General features: G+C 67.0%; 20 protein-coding genes. 10 read left to right on the top strand and 10 right to left on the bottom strand.

Going from position 1 to position 19,510, the window contains the following annotated elements:
* Window positions 1-20: 20 nt before the first annotated feature.
* Window positions 21-1,034, top strand: coding sequence for an alcohol dehydrogenase catalytic domain-containing protein (locus GGC64_RS27150; RefSeq protein WP_192725678.1), 1,014 nt, complete (start codon window positions 21-23; stop codon window positions 1,032-1,034).
* Here GGC64_RS27150 and GGC64_RS27145 read toward each other — a convergent pair.
* Window positions 1,027-3,765 carry a M4 family metallopeptidase gene (locus GGC64_RS27145; protein WP_192725677.1) on the bottom strand — a complete coding sequence of 913 codons (2,739 nt, stop codon included), beginning with the start codon at window positions 3,763-3,765 and terminating at the stop codon, window positions 1,027-1,029. The genes GGC64_RS27150 and GGC64_RS27145 overlap by 8 nt on opposite strands.
* 169 nt (window positions 3,766-3,934) lie before the next feature.
* Here GGC64_RS27145 and fbaA point away from each other — a divergent pair, with 169 nt between their 5' ends.
* Together fbaA and GGC64_RS27135 are read left to right on the top strand one after the other, a co-directional pair.
* Window positions 3,935-4,972, top strand: a complete 1,038-nt coding sequence (fbaA, locus tag GGC64_RS27140) for a class II fructose-bisphosphate aldolase (RefSeq protein ID WP_192725676.1) — start codon at window positions 3,935-3,937, stop codon at window positions 4,970-4,972.
* A gap of 37 nt (window positions 4,973-5,009) precedes the next feature.
* Window positions 5,010-5,294: a hypothetical protein gene (locus GGC64_RS27135; RefSeq protein WP_369434865.1), complete on the top strand. Its 285-nt coding sequence runs from the start codon at window positions 5,010-5,012 to the stop codon at window positions 5,292-5,294.
* Here GGC64_RS27135 and GGC64_RS27130 read toward each other — a convergent pair.
* The gene (locus tag GGC64_RS27130) at window positions 5,291-6,079 is read right to left on the bottom strand and encodes a DUF4878 domain-containing protein (RefSeq protein ID WP_192725674.1); all 789 of its coding nucleotides are present in this window, start codon (window positions 6,077-6,079) and stop codon (window positions 5,291-5,293) included. The genes GGC64_RS27135 and GGC64_RS27130 overlap by 4 nt on opposite strands.
* A gap of 59 nt (window positions 6,080-6,138) precedes the next feature.
* On the opposite strand from GGC64_RS27130, the gene GGC64_RS27125 reads away from it, so the two are divergent.
* Entirely contained in the window at window positions 6,139-6,555 is a 417-nt protein-coding gene (locus GGC64_RS27125; protein WP_192725673.1) for a DUF3151 domain-containing protein, read from the top strand.
* A 1-nt stretch (window position 6,556) separates the two neighbouring features.
* Here the strand turns inward: GGC64_RS27125 and GGC64_RS27120 are convergent, their stop codons facing one another.
* Genes GGC64_RS27120 through GGC64_RS27110 form a run of 3 tightly spaced genes read right to left on the bottom strand, consistent with a single transcriptional unit; the run spans window position 6,557 to window position 8,875 of the window.
* Window positions 6,557-7,450, bottom strand: coding sequence for a cation diffusion facilitator family transporter (locus GGC64_RS27120; protein WP_192725672.1), 894 nt, complete (start codon window positions 7,448-7,450; stop codon window positions 6,557-6,559).
* 45 nt (window positions 7,451-7,495) lie between these two features.
* A complete protein-coding gene (locus GGC64_RS27115; RefSeq protein ID WP_192725671.1) occupies window positions 7,496-8,275 on the bottom strand; it encodes a site-2 protease family protein in 780 nt (259 codons plus the stop codon).
* Between the two features lie 9 nt (window positions 8,276-8,284).
* Window positions 8,285-8,875 carry a peptidase M50 gene (locus GGC64_RS27110; protein ID WP_192725670.1) on the bottom strand — a complete coding sequence of 197 codons (591 nt, stop codon included), beginning with the start codon at window positions 8,873-8,875 and terminating at the stop codon, window positions 8,285-8,287.
* A gap of 81 nt (window positions 8,876-8,956) precedes the next feature.
* On the opposite strand from GGC64_RS27110, the gene GGC64_RS27105 reads away from it, so the two are divergent.
* From GGC64_RS27105 to GGC64_RS27095, 3 genes are read left to right on the top strand one after another with little or no spacing between them, the layout of a single operon-like run.
* Entirely contained in the window at window positions 8,957-10,252 is a 1,296-nt protein-coding gene (locus GGC64_RS27105) for an adenylosuccinate synthase (protein WP_192725669.1), read from the top strand.
* Window positions 10,249-10,887 carry a PaaI family thioesterase gene (locus GGC64_RS27100; protein WP_192725668.1) on the top strand — a complete coding sequence of 213 codons (639 nt, stop codon included), beginning with the start codon at window positions 10,249-10,251 and terminating at the stop codon, window positions 10,885-10,887. The genes GGC64_RS27105 and GGC64_RS27100 overlap by 4 nt, the downstream gene beginning before the upstream one ends.
* 18 nt (window positions 10,888-10,905) lie before the next feature.
* Entirely contained in the window at window positions 10,906-11,559 is a 654-nt protein-coding gene (locus GGC64_RS27095; protein WP_370582353.1) for a hypothetical protein, read from the top strand.
* On the opposite strand, the gene GGC64_RS27090 is transcribed toward GGC64_RS27095, so the two are convergent.
* The 4 genes from GGC64_RS27090 to GGC64_RS27075 are packed head-to-tail and all read right to left on the bottom strand — an operon-like array spanning window position 11,556 to window position 15,752.
* A complete protein-coding gene (locus GGC64_RS27090) occupies window positions 11,556-11,747 on the bottom strand; it encodes a ferredoxin (protein WP_192725667.1) in 192 nt (63 codons plus the stop codon). The two genes, GGC64_RS27095 and GGC64_RS27090, sit on opposite strands and share 4 nt — an antisense overlap.
* On the bottom strand, window positions 11,744-12,949 hold the full coding sequence (locus GGC64_RS27085) for a cytochrome P450 (RefSeq protein WP_192725666.1): 1,206 nt from the start codon (window positions 12,947-12,949) through the stop codon (window positions 11,744-11,746). Before GGC64_RS27085 ends, GGC64_RS27090 begins: the two co-directional genes overlap by 4 nt.
* Window positions 12,950-12,958: 9 nt before the next feature.
* Window positions 12,959-13,765, bottom strand: coding sequence for an alpha/beta fold hydrolase (locus GGC64_RS27080; RefSeq protein WP_192725665.1), 807 nt, complete (start codon window positions 13,763-13,765; stop codon window positions 12,959-12,961).
* Complete coding sequence (locus GGC64_RS27075) at window positions 13,713-15,752, bottom strand: MMPL family transporter (RefSeq protein ID WP_192725664.1); 2,040 nt, start codon at window positions 15,750-15,752, stop codon at window positions 13,713-13,715. Before GGC64_RS27075 ends, GGC64_RS27080 begins: the two co-directional genes overlap by 53 nt.
* A 63-nt stretch (window positions 15,753-15,815) precedes the next feature.
* Between GGC64_RS27075 and GGC64_RS27070 the strand changes: the two genes are divergently transcribed.
* Window positions 15,816-16,298 carry a MarR family winged helix-turn-helix transcriptional regulator gene (locus GGC64_RS27070; RefSeq protein WP_192725663.1) on the top strand — a complete coding sequence of 161 codons (483 nt, stop codon included), beginning with the start codon at window positions 15,816-15,818 and terminating at the stop codon, window positions 16,296-16,298.
* Here the strand turns inward: GGC64_RS27070 and GGC64_RS27065 are convergent.
* Window positions 16,285-17,874 (bottom strand): Na+/H+ antiporter, encoded by a 1,590-nt coding sequence (locus GGC64_RS27065; protein WP_192725662.1) that lies wholly within the window; start codon window positions 17,872-17,874, stop codon window positions 16,285-16,287. The two genes, GGC64_RS27070 and GGC64_RS27065, sit on opposite strands and share 14 nt — an antisense overlap.
* Before the next feature lie 27 nt (window positions 17,875-17,901).
* Between GGC64_RS27065 and GGC64_RS27060 the strand changes: the two genes are divergently transcribed.
* Together GGC64_RS27060 and purT are read left to right on the top strand one after the other, a co-directional pair.
* On the top strand, window positions 17,902-18,216 hold the full coding sequence (locus GGC64_RS27060) for a UBP-type zinc finger domain-containing protein (RefSeq protein WP_370582379.1): 315 nt from the start codon (window positions 17,902-17,904) through the stop codon (window positions 18,214-18,216).
* 24 nt (window positions 18,217-18,240) lie between these two features.
* Entirely contained in the window at window positions 18,241-19,494 is a 1,254-nt protein-coding gene (gene purT, locus GGC64_RS27055) for a formate-dependent phosphoribosylglycinamide formyltransferase (protein ID WP_192725660.1), read from the top strand.
* The last annotated feature ends 16 nt before the right edge of the window (window positions 19,495-19,510 follow it).

Below are 19,510 nucleotides of genomic sequence, written 5' to 3'. Positions count from 1 at the left end.
TGCCGGCGTTAGGGTCGGCTATGACCTCCCACAAAGCCGTACATGTTGCGTCCGCCAATGCGCCATTGACCCTCGTCGACGTCGAGACCTCGCCACCTGGCCCTGGCCGCGTCCGCATCACCGTCGCCGCCTGCGGTGTCTGCGGAACCGACCACGGCTTCGTCGTAGGCGGCTTTCCGAACATGACCTGGCCGCTGACCCCGGGACACGAGATCGCCGGGACGATCGCGGAGTTGGGCGAGGGTGTCGAGGGATTCGCCGTCGGTGACCGGGTTGCGGTCGGCTGGTTCGGTGGCAACTGCAACCGCTGCATTCCCTGCCGCCAGGGCAAGTTCATGCAGTGTGTGAACGGCGAGGTGCCGAGCTGGCATTACCCGGGCGGCTACGCCGAGTCGGTGACAGCACCTGCCACCGCGCTTGCGCGCATCCCGGACGAGCTGTCGTTCAGCGAGGCGGCGCCGATGGGCTGCGCGGGTGTGACGACGTACAACGCGCTGCGGCGGACCAGGGCCGTGGCAGGGGACCGGGTCGCGGTGCTCGGCATCGGCGGGCTCGGCCACCTCGGCGTGCAGTGGGCGCGGGCGATGGGCTTCGAGACCATCGCGATCGCCCGCGGCGCGGACAAGGAGGCCAACGCCCGCGAACTGGGCGCCCACCATTACATCGATTCCCGGGCCGAAGATGTCGCCGCTGCACTGCAGGCGCTTGGCGGCGCATCGGTTGTCCTCGCCACGGCGGCCAATTCCCAGGCGATGGCCGACACCGTCGGCGGGTTGGCGGCCGAGGGTGAACTCGTCATCGTCGGCGTGACCGCCGACCCGTTGCCCATCGCGCCCATCCAACTGATCACCCCCGGCCTTTCGGTACAGGGGCATCCGTCGGGCACCTCGCGCGACGTCGAGGAGACGATGCACTTCGCCGTGCTGTCTGGCGTGCGTGCGTGGATCGAGGAGCGACCGCTGGTCGAGGCCGCCGAGGCGTACGCGGCGATGGAGGAGGGCCGTGCGCGCTACCGCATGGTCCTGACTATGTGACCCCGACCGCGTTGAACGCGTCGGTGATCGCCTGCTGCTGTGTCGTCGTGAAGCCGAGGTCTTTCGCTGTGTTCAGCACAGCGGATCGCCCGTCGGCGAACGTCGCGTTGGTCGGCAGCTTGTAGAGCGAGCCGTAGAAGACCGCGGCCCACGTCGCGCTGGAAACGGTGCTCGTGCGGCTGTCCGTCATCATCTTGTAGGCCGCGAAGTTGAAGATGCCGCTGTTGGTGTGGACGCCGCCGTAGTCGGCGGTCCCGGTGTAGCGGTTGGCGTAGTTGGTCGGCTGGCCGTACTTGGCGGGATTGGACATGTCGCGGATGGCGCAGCCGGACCATTTGCCGCAGCCGTAGTCCTCTGCGATCAGCCACCTGCCGGTGCCCGTCTTGTTTTCGATCAGGCTGCCGATGATGTCGGCATAGGACTCGTTGAGCGCGCCCGACTCTCCTTGATAGATCAGCCCATTGCCGTTTGCGACGGCGTATTGCACGACACCGTGGGTGTATTCGTGGCCGACCACGTCGAGCGCCGCCTCGAAGTCGTGGCCGAACACCAGGATCTTCAGACTCGGGTCCCAATAGGCGTTGTTGTAGGTGTTGGGCAGCGTGCTGACGCGCAGCGCCGAACCGATGCCGTCGAATGCCATGCGTCCCAGATTGTTTCGGTAATAGTCGTAAACCACTTCGGTGTTCGCGTGGGCCGACACCGCCGATTTGTTCCAGCCCGCCCACCACGCCTTGGTGACCAAGGTGCCAGGAGCACTCGACGTCGACGACGCGGCGTACGTGCTGACGCTGCGCGTGACATCGTTGAAGCGATAGCTGTTACTGCTCTGCTGGTACTGGACGGTGATGGTGCGGCTCTTGCTCTTCAGGTCGGTAGCGGTCTTGGTGGTCGTCACCCATGCCGTCGATGCGTCCGCCAGATTGGAGTTCGCCGCGAACACATCACCCGCGTTCTCGCCGTTGGCATAGACGTAGTACGTCGTGCTGATGACTGGCATCGTGGCTTCGGCATCTGTCGGAATCACGGTGGTGTACACCGTGATTCGGTGCGCCAGGCTGGGCGCCACAGCGGGGTCGACGTCGTAGATGACGCGCTCACTTTGCATTGCCACCTCGGCGAGGATGGCGGCCACCTCGGTGGAATCGTCCCCCTGGGCGGCCAGGCTGTCGGCCAGCGCAGCGCGGGCCGCCGCCATCGCCACCGTGTCGTCGTCGACGGTCGACGTGGTGTCGACGTCGGTGATGCCCTTGCGGTAACTGCTGAAAACGCCTGTGACCGTGCCATTTTCGTCGGTGACCAGCACCACCTGGCTGGCCAGGGTTGGCACCCCGTCGACGGTCGGCTGCAGGCGGTAGATCACTTCCGTCGGTGCGCCTGCGTCGCCAAGCTGCAAGGCCTGGCTGGTGATGTTCGTTCCGGAGGCGAATCCGGCGGGCGCACCCAGCAGCCCGGCGACGTAGTTCATCGCCAGGGCGGCGCCCGCGTTGTCTCCGACGATGGTGTGGGTGAACGTGCCGTCGATGGCCCGCACTGTGCCGTCGTTGTTCGCGTTCAGGCTCGCCTTGCCGTCGGCGACCAGCCGGACCAGCTCGGCGGCGTCCAGGACCTCGTCGTTGGCTTCCCTGGCACCGGCGGGCAGCACGGACACCAGGACCGTCGCCGTCGTGGTGCCGACACCGTCGGCATGCCAGTGCGCGTGAGCGTTGAGTTCGCTGACGGCGACGGTGAACGTGTCGACGCCGCCGGATGCGCCCAGCCCCTCATCGGGGGTGTAGACGAAACCGCCGGTGTGCGGATCCACCGTCACCGTGCCGTTCGCCGGTCCCGTGACCACGCGCATCGTGAGCGGGTCCTGCTCGGCGTCGGCGGTGGAGATCACGCCCGTCACGACCCCGGTCTCGGACTGGCTGGTGGTGACGGGTCCGAACCCGACCTGCGGGGACCTGTTGAAGAGGGTCTCTTCGAACTGGCGCCGCACCCACGCCAACATCACCCACAGCGTCGGTGGCTCCGCGGGGGCCAGCGGTTGGTCCGTCAGTGCCGGCGACAACCCAACCAGTGAGGCTAAGCCTGCAGCAAGGGACACCACCCGGTGCGCGGCCGCGGTGATCGGGTCGGTCGGCGCCAAGACGGCCGTGGCGGACCCCGACACCGGGCTGATCAACGCCGTGGTCGTGACGAACCGTGGCGCGGGCGCGGTGAGTTGCGCGCTGGTCGAGGCCGATTGCGTGCTGTTCGCCGCGGGGGCTGCGGTCGAGATAGAGGTCACCGTGTCGGCGGACACGGTCGAGGTGGGGCGGGTGGTCTGCGCGGCTTCGGCGTCGGTTGACCCGCTGCGCTTTGCGGTCTTCGCGGTTTCGGTCGACGTCTTCGCCTGGGTCCCGGCGTCCGCCGTGCTGAGCGTGGCGTCAGACGCCACGGTGGTGTTGGCGCCCCCGCTTGCCTGCACCGTCCCATCGCGGGGATCTGAGGCAACGGTCGCGGACGACTTGACGGTATCCGAGGCATCCGAGCCCGAGGCCGGAGTCGGGGCCGGCGTGTTCGCCGCTGCCGAATCCTGTTGACTGTCAGTCGATTCCGAGGTGGTACTGCTCTGCGTCGACCCGGTGGTATCGGGTTCGGCCACCGCAACGCCGGGTGACGTCGCTACCGCCGCGCCGATACCCAGCGCGACCGCCAACGCTCCGACCCGCCCGACGTATCGCGCAAACCCCCCAGGCGACTCCATAATGACGCCAAGGATAATATTTTTCTCGCCGTCAATTCTTCTTTTCCGCGGTTTGCTCGCCCGCGCTCGGCAAACAGTGGGCGCCAGCCGCTGGACGCCGAACTCCCGAGTAGGAGAACTACCTGAGATACTCCGTGCACAGACCCGGATCAGCCGAGAGGAACTTGAAATGCCCATCGCAACGCCTGAGGTTTATGCAGAGATGCTGGGCCGCGCCAAGGAGCACTCGTTCGCGTTCCCGGCGATCAACTGCGTCGGCTCGGAGAGCATCAACGCCGCGCTGAAGGGCTTCGCCGACGCGGGCAGCGACGGCATCATCCAGTTCTCCACCGGCGGCGCAGAGTTCGGTTCCGGTCTCGGCGTCAAGGACATGGTCACGGGTGCAGTGGCGCTGGCCGAGTTCGCCCACGTCGTCGCCGACAAGTACCCGATCACGGTCGCGCTGCACACCGACCACTGCCCGAAGGACAAGCTGGACACCTACGTCAAGCCGCTGCTCGCCATCTCGCAGGAGAGGGTGTCGCAGGGGCGCAATCCGCTGTTCCAGTCACACATGTGGGACGGGTCGGCGGTGCCGATCGACGAGAACCTGGAGATCGCGCGCGAACTGCTCAAGGAGGCCGCGGCCGCCAAGATCATCCTCGAGATCGAGATCGGGGTGGTCGGCGGCGAGGAGGACGGCGTCGCTCACGAGATCAACGACAAGCTCTACACCACGCCCGAGGATTTCGAGAAGACCATCGAGGCGCTCGGCGCGGGCGAACACGGCAAGTACCTGCTGGCCGCGACCTTCGGCAACGTGCACGGCGTCTACAAGCCGGGCAACGTCAAGCTGCGTCCGGACGTCCTCGAGCAGGGCCAGCAGGTCGCCGCCGCCAAGCTCGGATTACCGGAGGGCGCAAAGCCTTTCGACTTCGTGTTCCACGGCGGGTCCGGCTCGCTGAAGTCCGAGATCGAGGACTCGCTGAAGTTCGGTGTGGTGAAGATGAACGTCGACACCGACACCCAGTACGCGTTCACCCGTCCGCTGGCCGGGCACATGTTCACCAACTACGACGGTGTGCTCAAGGTCGACGGCGAGGTCGGCAACAAGAAGGTCTACGACCCGCGCAGCTACCTGAAGAAGGCCGAGGCTTCCATGAGCGAGCGCGTCGTCGAGGCCTGCAGGGATCTGCATAGCGCGGGCAGGAGCGTTTCGGCGGGCTGAGCCGGCAATTCAACACAAGAGGGCTAGGATGGTCGGCGTGAACCGTCGAATTCTGCTCGCATGCTGCACGTTCGCGACCGCCATGGGATCGATCGTCGTGGCCGCGCCGGCTTCGGCAGACACCTGCCCATGGGGGACTGTGGCTCGGTTCGACGGGGTGTGCACGCAGGGGCAGTCCGGCGGCGGTCCGCCTGCCGGCATCACCGTTCCGCCGCAGGGCGCGGATGTGGTGAGCCTGCCCGGCCAGTACGCGACGGTCAACGGCGTCCCGTGCAACCAGGAGCACTTCGCGACCTGCTACGCGATGTCGCAAAACGGCTAGCTGTCGGGCGCCTGGCAGATCTTCCACTGATCGTCGCGGAACTGTAGATCAAAGCTGCGTGTCGAGCGCGTCTGCGGCGCGTTGGCCATGAACGTGGTGACGTTGGCCTCGGCGTGATCGCCGTTGACCACCACCTGGTCGATGCTGGCGACCACCGGATACTGCTTGGCCGCCGCGACCCTGGAATGGGTTTCCTTCCACGCGCTCTCGTCGTAGTTGACGTAGCTGTCGCGGGTGGTGCCGCAGGTGATGCTGCGCAGGGTGGCCAGGTCGCCGTTTTGGACAGCGACGTCGAAGTTCTGGATGGTCGTGCGGACCTTGTCCTCTTGGGAGGCCTTGGGGGTGGAGTCGCGGGTCAACAGCACGGTGCCGAGGATCGCGACGGCCACCAACGCGGCGAAGACCAACAGCACCGCGATGACCCAGCCCCAACTGCGACGGTTGCGTGGCGGCTTGGGCGTCTCGACACGAGGTGGAATCTGCTGTGGCGCAACAGGTTTCGGACCAGGAATTGGCGGCATCACCTCAGTGGCCGGATCGGCAGGAGTGTCGATCCGCTGTGTCGAGCCGTCGAATCCCGACGGGGCGGTGTACCGGCGCTCTGCGGGCTGGCTGGTCTCCTCGGTCGGGAGTTGGGCCTCGGCCTCCGGTGACAACAGGATCTCGGTGGCGGGCTCGTGCACCGGGTCGGTGACGGCCTCGGCCGGCTGGGTGTTGTCCGTCTCAGATTCTGCCGCAGGTGTTCCTGCGTCATCCGGTTGCTGCGGCCCTGATGGGTTCGACATCCGTGCTGCGGTCCCTCCCTCTGCGAACTACCGGTGCAGCGTACCGGCACAATGTGGGCATGACGCGCATGGGAGATCTCCTCGGACCCGATCCGGTACTGCTACCTGGTGATCCCGCGGCGGAGGCCGAACTCGCCGCCTCCGAGAATCCGTCGATCGTGGCGGCCGCACATCCCTCGGCGTCGGTGGCGTGGGCCGCGCTGGCCGAGGATGCGCTTGCCGACGACAAGGCCGTCGCCGCCTACGCCTACGCCCGCACCGGTTATCACCGCGGACTGGATCAGTTGCGCCGCAACGGATGGAAGGGCTTCGGGCCGGTGCCGTACAGCCACGAGCCCAACCGCGGTTTCCTGAGGTGCGTGGCCGCGCTTGCGCGCGCTGCGGATTCGATCGGCGAGACCGACGAGTATCAGCGCTGCCTTGATCTGCTCGACGACTGCGATCCCGCGGCCCGCGGCGAACTGGGTGTCGGGTAGCTCAGTAGTCGGCTTCACACTCGCAGTCGGCGGCCGCTTCGGGCGGCTCCACCTGAACGGTCGAGTGGTCGAGTCCGCGTGCGCTCAACACGGCCCGGGCGTCGTCGAGCACCAGCGCCGAATCCCGACTGCTGGTCAGATGCGCGGTGACCATGTCCTTGCCCGGCACCAGCGTCCACACGTGCAGGTCGTGCACCTCGGTCACGCCCTCGACGGAGCACAGCGCGCTGCGCAGTTCGTCGACGTCGATGTGGCTCGGTGACGACTCCGAGAGGATTCGCAGCGCGGCGCGGGCCAGCGACACCGCGCGTGGCAACACCCACAGCGCGACGAACACCGCGACCACGACGTCGGCGTAGGGCCAGCGCGTCGTGACCGTGACGATCCCGGCGATCAGCACGCCGATGCTGCCGACCGTGTCGGCGACGACCTCCATGTAGGCGCCCTTGACCGCGAGGCTGTCCTTGGCGTGCGAGCGCAACAGCAGCACCACGATGGCGTTGGCCACCAGGCCGGCCACCGCGACGACGATCATCGGCACCCCGGGGACCTCGGGCGCGTTGCCGAGGCGTCTCAACGCCTCGTAAAGGATGAACACGGCGACGCCGAGCAGCAGTACGGCATTGGCCACCGCGGTGAACACCTCGGCGCGGTGCCAGCCGTAGGTCCGTTTGGCTGACGTGCTGCCGTGCCGTGCCAGCAGTACCGCGGTCAGCCCCATGAACATCGCGACGAGATCGGTGAGCATGTGGCCGGCGTCCGACAGCAGTGCCAGCGAGTTGATGACGAGCGCCGTGGTGAGTTCGAGGGCGAAGAACGCGGTCAGGATTCCCGCCGCGATCACCATGCGGCTGACACGGGCGTCGGCATGGCTGTGGTCGTGTCCGGCGCCCATGGCTTGCAATCTATGCGTAAAGACGCATATGTCGCAAGGTTGCTGTCAGAACCAGGCGGACCAGAACCGGGTGAGCAGCATGCCGACCTTCCAGAGGTCGGGATTGAGCCCCGACAACCCGAAGAGCCAGTCGATGGCGCCGAAGAACCAGCCGTTGACCTGGGGTGTGAACAGCAACAGCAGCAGGACGAAAAACGCCCAGCCCTTGGCGGGTTCCAGCATGCGCTGGGTCTGCGGGCTCAGGTGCGGTTCGAGCGCGCTGTAGCCGTCGAGCCCCGGCACGGGAAGGATGTTGAGCACGAAGGCGGTCACCTGCAGGAAGCCCAGGAAAGCCATCGCAGCCCAGAACACCAGGTGTTCTTGCTCGGCGAGCAGACTCGTCAGCACCAGCACGACGATCGCGAACACCAGGTTGGTGGCCGGCCCGGCCAGGCTCACCAGGGTCTTCTGCCGCTTGGTCATCCATGAGGTGCGCACATACACCGCACCACCGGGCAGTCCGATGCCACCGAGCGCGATGAACAGCGCGGGCAGCCCAAGCGAGAGCAGCGGGTGCGAATACTTCAGCGGGTTCAGCGTCAGGTAGCCGCGCACCTCGACATCGCGGTCGCCGAAGCGCCATGCGGTGTAGGCGTGCGCGAACTCGTGCAGGCACAGCGACACCAGAAAGCCGGCGATCACGAAGACGAAGACGCCGATGCGGGCCAGCGGCTCGCTGGGGTCTGCGGCCAGCCAGGCCAGCACGCCGCCGACGACGGTGAGCGCGACGATCGCCAGGAAGACCGGGCTGGGCCGCACCGACTGGCGCAGCGGGCGGATGTTCACGTCACGAAGCTACCTAACGCGCAGCCAGCCTTGGGTGTGTCGATAGAACGTCGACCGCCGAACCGGCCGCGGGACGGGGACGCCGTCGCGCACCACCAGCGCTGCGTCGGTCCCGAGCTGGGCGGCGCGCCCGGTCACCCAGCGCTTCGGGCGCATGCGGGGCGTCAGCACGCTGGCGCGCAGACCGGGCATCGTCTCGGTCGGCTCGATGCGCACCCCCGTCGCGTGGCCGTCGAACAGCACGGTGTCATCGGTGACTGCTTCGCCGGTGATGGTGCTGGCTGCTGCGTTCGGCGGCAACCAGTGCGCGGCGCCGACGATCACGGTGCCGGTTTCGTCGCGGATCAGCGGAACCCGTTGGGCCCGGCCGGCCAGGACCCGCCGGGCCTGCCAGGGTCGACGTACGTGGCCGACCTCGACGTCCAGCCGATCCGCCTTCAGCAGGCGCGTCAGTACGGCGGCCAGATCGGCGTCCGAGCCCACCACGATGACCCTGCCGTGGCCGGTGACGTCATCGATGCCGACGGCAGGCAGATCGCGCAGCGCGCGGGGCACCCGATGGCCGCCCACCAGCAACACCACAACGTCTGCTGTGGTCAAGACGGCTCCTCGTGGCGGGCTGGGATAGGGTGGGTCACCGGCTGCCACAGTTTTGAGGCAGATAAAGCGGGAGACTATGCCATGCCGGCAATCGTGCTCATCGGTGCCCAATGGGGGGACGAGGGCAAAGGAAAGGCGACCGATCTGCTCGGTGGCCGCGTCCAATGGGTGGTTCGTTACCAGGGTGGCAACAACGCCGGTCACACGGTGGTGCTGCCGAGCGGCGAGAACTTCGCCCTCCACCTGATCCCCTCGGGCATCCTCACCCCGGGCGTCACCAACGTGATCGGTAACGGGGTCGTGGTCGATCCGGCCGTGCTGCTCACCGAGCTCAAAGGCCTGGAAGATCGCGGTGTCGACACCGAGCGACTGTTGATCTCCGCCGACGCGCACCTGTTGATGCCGTATCACGTGGCGATCGACAAGGTGGTCGAGCGTTATGCGGGCAGCAAGAAGATCGGCACCACCGGCCGCGGTATCGGCCCGTGTTACCAGGACAAGATCGCGCGCATCGGGATTCGCGTCGCCGACGTGCTCGACGAGTCGCTGCTGGCCCAAAAGATCGAGGCTGCACTGGAATTGAAGAACCAGATGTTGGTCAAGATCTACAACCGCAAGGCGCTGGAGGCCGCGGAAGTGGTCGAGGACCTGCTGACCGAGGCCGAGGGGTTCAAGCACCGCATCGCCGACACGCGCTACCTGCTGAACAAGGCACTGGAGCAGGGCGAGACGGTGCTGCTCGAGGGTTCGCAGGGCACACTGCTCGACGTCGACCACGGCACGTATCCCTTTGTCACATCGTCGAATCCGACCGCGGGCGGTGCGGCCGTCGGATCGGGTATCGGCCCGACCCGGATCACCACCGTGCTCGGAATCTTGAAGGCCTACACCACGCGGGTCGGTTCGGGGCCATTCCCCACCGAGTTGTTCGATCAGTTCGGCGAATACCTGTCGAAGACGGGCGGCGAGTTCGGGGTGACGACCGGCCGGCGCCGCCGCTGCGGATGGTTCGACGCGGTCATCGCCCGCTACGCCACCCGGGTCAACGGGATCACCGATTACTTCCTGACCAAGCTCGACGTGCTGTCCAGCCTGGAAACGGTGCCCATCTGCATCGGCTACACCGTGGACGGCAAACGCACCGACGAGATGCCGATGACCCAGAGCGAGATCGCCCGTGCGGAGCCGGTTTACGAGGAACTGCCCGGCTGGTGGGAGGACATCTCCGACGCCAGGGAGTTCGACGATCTTCCTGCCAAGGCGCGCGACTATGTGCTGCGGCTGGAAGAGCTTGCCGGAGCACATGTTTCGTGCATCGGGGTGGGGCCGGGCCGCGAGCAGACCATCGTGCGTCGCGACATCCTGGCGGCGCGGTGACGACGGACGACCCACATCTCGCCGATCCCGATTACGACAAACACGGCGGGTTCCCGAATTTCGAAGCAGCCGAGCCCGGTCCGGGATTCGGACGGTTTCTGACCGCGATGCGCCGGGCGCAAGATCTGGCGGTGTCGGCCGATCCCGACAGCGACACTTGGGATCTGGCCGCCGATCGTGCCGAGGAACTGGTCAAGCTGCTCGGGCCGTTCGAGGCGGCCGAGGGTGTCGGCCCTGCCAACCGGGTCCCGTCGCTACCCGGCGCGGGCAGCCTGTTGATGCCGCCGTACCGGCTGATCAAGTTCGAACCCGACGGCGTCGAATTGAGCGTGCAATTCAGCAGGTTCTCGGTCGGTGGCAACTATGCGGTGCACGGCGGCGTGCTGCCACTGCTGTTCGACTCGGTGTTCGGGATGGTGATCCACGCGGCGGGCCGCCCGATCAGCCGCACGGCGTTCCTGCATGTCGACTACCGCAAGGTGACGCCGATCGACACGCCGCTGACCGCACGCGGTTGGGTGCGTGAGGTCGAGGGCCGCAAGGCGTTCGTCAACGCGTCACTGCATGATCCTGAGGACAACGTGCTGGCAGAAGCCAACGGGCTGATGATCAGATTGCTCCCGGGCCAGCCCTAGCCGTGTCACGATGACGGCGTGACGAATCCGCCAGCCGACCGCCTGCGCAGCCTGTCGACGCCGCGCGCCGCGGCTGTGGCGGGTGTGTTGTTCGCATTGCTGTTCGGTACCTCGTTGGTGCTCATCCGCTTAGCGCTGCCGGAGGGCGAAGACCCTGGTGCGCAATGGCTGCAGACGGGCAGCACGAATCTCAAGACCGCCGCGACGATCATGCCGTTCGCGGCGATCGCGTTCCTGTGGTTCATGGGCGTGGTGCGCGACGGGCTCGGCCGCTACGAGGACAAGTTCTTCTCGACGGTCTTCCTCGGCAGCGGGCTGCTGTTCCTTGCGATGATGTTCGTGGCAGCCGGCGTCGGCGCCGGACTGGAGCGCAGCCACGCGGCGGTTGATCCACATGTCGCGACGTTCGGCCAGATGGTGCTGTTGACCGTGTCGAAGACCTACGCGCTGCGGATGGCCGCGGTGTTCATGATCTCGTTGGCGACCATCTGGCTCAAGACCGGACTCATGCCGCGCTGGCTGGTCGCGGTGAGTTACCTTGCCGCCGTTGGCCTTTTGGTCGCAAGCGACATCACGATGTGGCTCGTGCTTGCGTTTCCGGTATGGGTGCTGGTGGTCAGCCTGCTGCTACTGGCGCGCGCCGGCGTCATCGACCTCGATCACGACGACTAGTCGGTGATCCGCAAAGCCTCTGACGGACACAGCTTTACCGCCTCGCGGGCATGTGCTTCTTCACTCTCGGGAACCTCGTCGACCAGCACCACGACGATGCCGTCGTCGTCCTGATCGAACACCGCGCCAGCCGCCATCACGCAGTTGCCCGCGCTGATGCAAACGTCGCGATCCGCTGAAACTCTCACCACGTCACCTCCAGCGATTTCAGACCGTAGATGAAATGAAACGACCGGAACGGCACATCGGCGAAGTCTTCGGCCAACGCCAACGACGGGAAGCGACGCAACAACGCCGGGAACCCGATTCGCATCTCCATCCGCGCCAGCGGCGCACCGAGACAATGGTGCACACCGTGGCCGAACGCCAGATGCCCCGGCGCCCCGCGCCGAATGTCGAACACCTCCGCCGAGTCGATGAAGTCCGGATCGCGATTGCCCGACGGCAGCGACACGAACACCAACTCACCCGCGGGAATCGCCACACCGGCGATCTCGACGTCCGTGGTGGTGATCCGCGGAATCGCGCTGTGCACGATGGACAGCCAGCGTAGCAGCTCCTCGACGGCGGGCCCCACCGCGTCCGGATCGTCGCGCACCGCCGCCAGCTGGTCGGGATGTCGCAGCAGCGCCAGCGTTCCGAGGCCCAGCATGTTCGACGTCGTCTCGTGTCCGGCGAGCAGCAAAAGGCTTGCAATGCCGATGAGTTCGTCATCGGTCAACTCGTCGCCGTGCTCGCGCACCAGCATGCCGAGGATGTCTTCCCCGGGTTGTCTGCGCGCCCGCTCGACAAGTGAGCCCATGTAGGCGCGGCTCTGCCGCTGCAACTCCAGCCGCTCGGGAATGGGAATCGACAGATCCAACTGGCGGGCGCTGCGCTGTTGGAAGTCGTCGCGGTCGTCGTACGGCACACCGATCAGCTCGCAGATCACCAGCGACGGGATCGGCAGCGCGAAAGTCTCAACCAAATCGACTGGCGGACCGGTTTTTTCCATCAGATCCAGTTGTCCGTCGACGATCTCGGCGATGCGCGGTTCGAGCAGCCTCATCCGTCGGATCGTGAATTCGGCCGTCAGCATCCGCCGCAGCCGCTGATGCTCGGGCGGGTCGAGGCTCAGCAGGTTGCCCGCCCGTGCGCTGGCCACTTCCTGCTCTGAAATCTGCGGCGCGCCGGGCAGGACGAAACCGGGCGGCCTGCCGTTGGAGAACCGCTCGTGGTCCGACAGCACCGCCTTGATGTCCTCGTGGCGGGTGACCAGGTACACCGTCATGCCGAACGAATTGACCATGGTGCGCACACCGTCGGTCTCGCGGATCTCCCGAAGTGCGGGGGTGGGATCGAACGCATCGCGCCGCATGTGAAGGGGCGGCAACTCCGGCGCTTGGGTCATAGAACGACGCTACTCGCGGGAGACAAACTCCCCGATCAGCTTGTTGACAAGCGCAGGGTTCTCCAGCGCGGCAAGGTGCGCCACCCCGTCGAGCACCGCGCTGGCCGCGCCGGGAATCGCCTCGGCCATCGCCATCGTCTCTGCCACCGGGAACGTCGCGTCCTCGATTCCGGCGACCACCAACACGGGCGTCCGCACCTTCGCCAGCAGCGCCAACTGATCGGGTCGTCGCGGCACCACGCTGCGCACCGCCCACCTACCGGATCGAATGTCGACCCGCTGGACCGATTCGCGCACGAACGCCACCACGTCGGGCCGGGTGCGGAACGTGGTCGGGCCGAGGAATGCCTTGAGCACCGAGCGCGTCAACGGCGGCCGGACGCCGCCGAGCAGGCCTACCGTCCGCAGCAGGAAGCCGTATTCGATCTTCTGCCGGGTACCCGCGGGTGACGCGGTGCAGTTCATCAACACGGCGCTGCCGACGCGATCGGGGTAGCCGGCCGCGAACGTTCCACCGATCATGCCGCCCCACGAATTGCCGACGAAGTGCGTCCGCTGCACCCCGAGGCCGTCGAGGATGTCGACGATGCAGCGCGCGCAGTCGTCGAAAGTGAATGTCGCCGTTAGCCTTTGGCTCTCGCCGAAGCCCGGCGGGTCGACCAGGATCACCTGATGCTCTGCGCTGAAATGCTCGGCCTGCGCCGCCCACATGTCTCCGGTCATCAGCAGGCTGGGCCAGAACATCATCGGCTCACCGCTGCCGCTAGTGCGGACGTGCACCCGCCCCAGCGCGGTGTCGACCTCGTGTTCCTCCATCGTTGGCACCGTAGTCCGCGCGTAGCGCTGGCCACCAGATGCGCGGTCCGATCAGCGTGAACAGCGCAGGAATGATCACCGTGCGCACCACGAACGTGTCCAGCAGGATGCCCAGCCCGACGATGATCCCGATCTGCGTCAGCACGATCAGCGGCAGCACACCGAGCACGCAGAACACCGCGGCCAGCACGATGCCCGCACTGGTGATGACGGCACCCGTCGCCGACACCGCTCGGACGATGCCGTCTCGCGTGCCGTGTCCGAGTGTCTCCTCGCGTGCCCGGGTGACCAGGAAGATCGTGTAGTCGACGCCGAGTGCGACGAGGAACAGGAAGGCGAACAGCGGCGCGGTGTTGTCCAGGGCCGGAAAGCCGAACAGGTGCACACTGGCCCAGCCGCCCAGTCCGAGTGCCGCGAGCGCGCTCAACACCGTCACCGCGACCAGAACCAGGGGTGCCAGCGCCGAGCGCAGCAGCACGTAGAGCACGGTCAGTACGACCGCCAGGATCAGCGGAATGATCACGATCCTGTCGCGCGCCGCGGCGGCGCTGGCATCTCTGGCCTGAGCGTCGGATCCGCCGACCAGCACCCTGGCGTCGACCGCGTGGGTCGAATCGCGCAGCGCATCAATGGTTTTGAAGGCTCCTGCGGATGCAGGCGCGGTGTCCAGGACCACCGACCATTGGCTCAGCCCGTCGGGCGACTCGCCTGCGGGCGCCGCGGATACGACTCCCGGCGTATCAGTGATCGCTTTCTGGATGTCGGCGGCGCGGGCGGTCGGCCCGATGACGCGGGTGGGATCGGTCAGCCCACTGGGGAAGTGCTCAGCCAGCGTCTGGTAGCCGCTGACCGATTCGGCCTGTACCCGGAACTGTTCGGTCTGCGACAAGCCCGTCGGTGTGGTCAGCAGGCCGGTGCACAGTGCCGCGAGCGCCGCGATGGCCACGGCCGACACGACGGCAGGCCTGCGGGCGACCGCATCGGCGATTCGGTGCCAGATCCCGCTCTCGGTAAGGGGATTGGCACCGACGTGCGGGATGAACGGCCAGAACAGCCGCTTGCCGAACAACCCGAGCAGCGGCGGAAGCACCACCAGCACGTAGCCGGCCGCGACAACAAGTCCGGCCGCGGCCTGCACACCAAGGCTGCGGGTGCTCGGTGACGCGGCGAACACCAGGGTGAGCAGTGCGAGCACCACCGTCGCGTTGCTCGCGACGATCGCGGGTCCGGCTCGCCGCACCGCCACCGCAAGTGCAGATCGATGATCATCGGTACGGCCCAACTCTTCTCGATAGCGTGAGATGAGCAGCAGCGCATAGTTCGTCCCTGCTCCGAACACCAGCACGCTGGTGATGCCGGATGTCGAACCGTCGGGTTGCATGCCAACCGCCTCGGCGATCGCGCTGCCCACCACCGAAGCGACGCGGTCGGCGAATCCGATCACCGCAAGCGGAACCAGCCACAACACCGGTGAGCGGTAGGTGATGATCAGCAGCAGTGCGACCACGGCCGCCGTCACCGCCAACAGTGTGATGTTGGCGCCGGAAAACGAGTTCGCGATATCGGCACCGAATGCGGGTCCGCCTGTCACCTCGACACGCAGATCGGCGGGCGCACCTCGGGAGACGTTGTCCCGCACGGACTTGACGGCGTCGTTGAGCGCGAACCCCGATAATTTCGCGTCCATCGGAATGGCAGTCAGCGCTGCGCGGCCGTCACCGGAAACCTGCAGCGGGCCTTGCTGCACGGCTGCCAGATCGGCCGGGCTCAGTGCTTCGCCGTCGCGCCGGCTAACCACGACGATGACGGGCGCTTTGTCGCCGCCGGGGAACTGCGCGCGTAACGCATCGGCACGCATGGACTCGGCGTCTGCGGGGACGGGGAGCGGTGACCGCTGGTTGGACTCGTCGGCGCCGAGCAGTCCCATCAGGACGCCGGAGACGACCACGACGAGGACCGCCGACACCCAGGACAGGCGGTGCGACATGTCCATAATATTTCAGATACTTAACATTTAATCAACTGAAATGTATGTGACTATGCTGAAGCAATGCCGAAGGCCGCCCGCGGGGCTCTGGAATCGGTGATCGCCGCCGACGTGCGGGCGATGACGGCCGAGTCGGATCAGATCGGGCGGCACTTCGCGGGCCGACATGAAGTGGCGGCCAACGATTTCCGCGCGCTGCTGCACATCATGGTCGCCGAGGCCGCTGGCGCTCCGCTGACCGCCGGCGATCTTCGGCACCAGATGGGCGTGTCGGGTGCGGCGATCACGTATCTGGTGGAGCGGATGATCGCGTCCGGTCACGTCCGCCGCGAGTCCGATCCTGCCGACAGGAGAAAGGTGATCCTGCGGGTGGCGGATCACGGCATGGACGTCGCCCGCGGCTTCTTCACTCCGCTCGCAGAGCACACCAGGCGTGCACTGGCAGGCATTCCCGACGCCGACCTGGCTGCCGCCCATCGCACCTTCACGGCGGTGATCGACGCGATGCGGGCGTTCCGCGCTGAGCTCGACGCTAGCCCCGGTTGAGCGTCGCCTCTTCCAAGTCGAGCCCGCGCAATACTTCCCGCAGCACTTCGTCGTCGATCCGGCCGTTGTCGCGTTCTGCGATGAACGCGGCACGTTCGGCCGCCAGCATCTCCAGTCGCAGCCGCCGAAACGCCGCAGCGGGGCTTTCGCCGATCTCGGCGGCGTCGCGGCCCAGTCGTTCCCACGCCGAGTTCCGGCGCCGAGTGTTCCAGCCGCGCAACACATCTGCGGCCCGCTCGTGCACATCGGAGACTTGTTCCTCGGCCAGCAGCTCGTCGAGCCGCTCGGCCGCCGCCCGTGCCGCCTTGTCTTGAGCGGCGGCCGCCGCGAGCGCATCGGTGCGGGCCTCGTCACCCTGCACGCCCAGCCGACGGATCAGCCACGGCAGCGTCAGACCGTGCAACAGCAGCGTGCCGATCACGACGACGAACGTGAGGAACACCAACTGCGGGCGACCTGGAAACGGCGCACCCGAAAGCGTCGTCAACGGAACGCCGAACGCCGCAGCAAGCGAAACCACTCCGCGCATGCCTGCCCACGCGACCACGAACACCTGGGCGGGTGTCGGTGCGGGTTCGCGTTCGCGGACGCCTGGGAACAGTGCTCGCGGCAGGTATGCGAACACGAACATCCAGACAATCCGGACCACGATGACCGTCGCCAACACGGCTGCAGACGCGATTGCTATCACCGCGAAGGTGATGCCCTCCAATTCGCCCACCACCGCAGGTAACTGCAGGCCGATCATCAGGAACGCAAACGACTCGAGGATCAGCTGGAGGGCCTTCCACACCGCGTTGTCCTGCAACCGGGTGGCGTAACCGGCCCTGGTGGACTTCTGGCCGAGAATCAGCGCGGCGACGACGACCGCGAGCACGCCCGAGCCGTGAATCTCCTCTGCGGCCAGGTAGATGATGAACGGCGCGACCAATCCCAGCGCGCTTTCCACCAACGGATCGTCGAGCCGCCACCGGATGAACGCGGTGAGCATGCCAAGCGCGAAACCCACCACCACGCCGCCTGCCGCGGCCAACGCGAACGTCTCCAACCCGCTTTGCCACGTCGCGGCCGTTCCGATCGCGGCAGCCAACGACACCTTGTACGCGGTCAGCGCGGTGGCGTCGTTGAGCAGGCTCTCGCCGCCCAGCAGCGTCATGATCTGTCGGGGCAGCCCGAGCCTGCGCCCGACCGCGGTCGCGGACACCGCATCCGGCGGAGCGACGATCGCGCCAAGCGTGAGTGCCGCCGCGACCGTCAGCTCCGGCACGGTCTTGTAGGCCACGAAGCCGACCGCGAACGTCGTCGCCAGCGGCAGGCCGACCGCCAGCAGTCCGATCGGGCGGATGTTGCGACGTAAACCGTGGTAGCTGCTTTCCAGCCCGGCCGACCACAGCAGCGGCGGCAGCAGCACGTAGAGCACCAGTTCGGGGTCCAGCTCGATCTGCTTGAAGCCGGGGATCAGCCCGCCCAGCAGGCCCGCGACCACCAGCGCCAGCGGTGCCGACACGTCGTAATGCCTGGCCACCGCGGCCAGCAGAACGGACACCACCAACACCGCTAGCAGTGAGGCACCCACTGCGACCTCCTATCCTTGGTCACCATGCTGAGGAGATCACGCCGGAACGACGCCGACGCCCCAGCGGTCGCCGATACATGCGAACACCTCGCCGCCGAGGCGCAATCCCAGGTCGAGCCGGAACCGCTGACACCGGGCAAATGCCAGGAGTGCGACGAGCTCGGTGAATCCACCTGGGCACACCTGCGGATGTGCCTGACGTGCGGGCATGTCGGATGCTGCGATTCCAGTCCACACCAACATGCGAGCGAACACTTTCATGCCACCGGTCATCCCGTGATGCGCTCCGTCGAGCCGGGGGAGGACTGGCGGTGGTGCTACATCGACGTCCGACTGGGCTGAGCATCTGGCAGGCTGGGACGCGCGATGAGTGAAACAACCGAAGAAGCTACCGGGCCGGAACCGGTTGTCTTACCTGACGGGCAAGGCACCTCGACGGCTTCCCACGGCTCGACCGTGATGCTGCTCGGCTCCGGCGAATTGAGCCGCGAGTTGGCCCTGGCGTTCCAGCGGCTCGGTGCTGACGTCATCGCCGTCGATCGTTACGCCGACGCTCCGGCCCACGGCGTCGCCGACCGTTCGGCCGTCGTCAAGATGAACGACGCCGAGGAGTTGACCGCGCTCATCGAGAAGGAGAAACCGCGCTACATCGTCGCCGAGTCGGGTCTGATCGCCGCCGACGCGCTGATCGCGGTCGCAGAAGGCGACGGCATCGAGGTGTTCCCGACGCCACGCAGCACGCGGCTATCCATCGATCGGGAGGGCCTGCGCCGGCTGGCCGCCGACGAACTCGGTCTGCCGACTGCGCCGTTCTGGTTCGCCGGGTCCGTCGAGGAGCTGACCGCGGTCGCCGAGCATGCGGGTTTTCCGCTGGTCGTCAAGCCGATCGCCGCGCCGCCGGGTGAGGGTCAGTCGGTGCTGGTGCGTGTCGACGACGTCGAGGCCGCCTGGCATCGCGCGATCGCTGCGGGCCGTATCCCGCACAGCAGAGTGATGGCCGAGACGGTCGTCGAGATCGACTTCGAGGTCACGTTGCTGACGGTGCGCACGTATGGTCCGTCGGGTCCCGCGGTGTCCTTCTGCGAGCCGATCGGGCACAACCTGACCGAGGGCGACGTGCTGGAGTCGTGGCAGCCGCAGCGGATGTCGCCTGCTGCCCTTGACGCGGCGAAGTCGATCGCGGCGCGCATCGTGAACTCGCTCGGCGGCCGCGGGGTGTTCGGCGTGGAGCTGCTGGTCCGCGGCGACGAGGTGTATTTCGCCGACGTGCGGCCGCGGCCCTACGACAGCGGCCTGGTCACCCTTCGCTCGCAACGACTTTCGCAGTTCGAGCTGCACGCCAGGGCGATCCTCGGGCTCGCGGTGGACACGATCATGATCTCGCCGGCAGCGGCGGAGGTCAGCTACGCCGGCGCCGAGTCGACCGCGACCAAGGACATCGATCTCAGTGTGGTCGGCGAGGCCTTGGCCGTCGCCGAGAGCGACGTGCGGTTATTCGATCGGCCCGATGAGACCGACGGCAGGCGACGGCTCGGCGTCGCGCTGGCCACGGCCCCCGATCCGATCGTCGCGCGCGACCGGGCCCGGCGGGTGTCGGCGGTTTTGCGCAAACTCTGGTGACCGACCCCGACTCCGA

It is taken from the genome of Mycobacterium sp. OAS707, assembly GCF_014873705.1.
GTDB lineage: Bacteria > Actinomycetota > Actinomycetes > Mycobacteriales > Mycobacteriaceae > Mycobacterium.
This window is presented reverse-complemented; position numbering and strand designations above follow the sequence as displayed.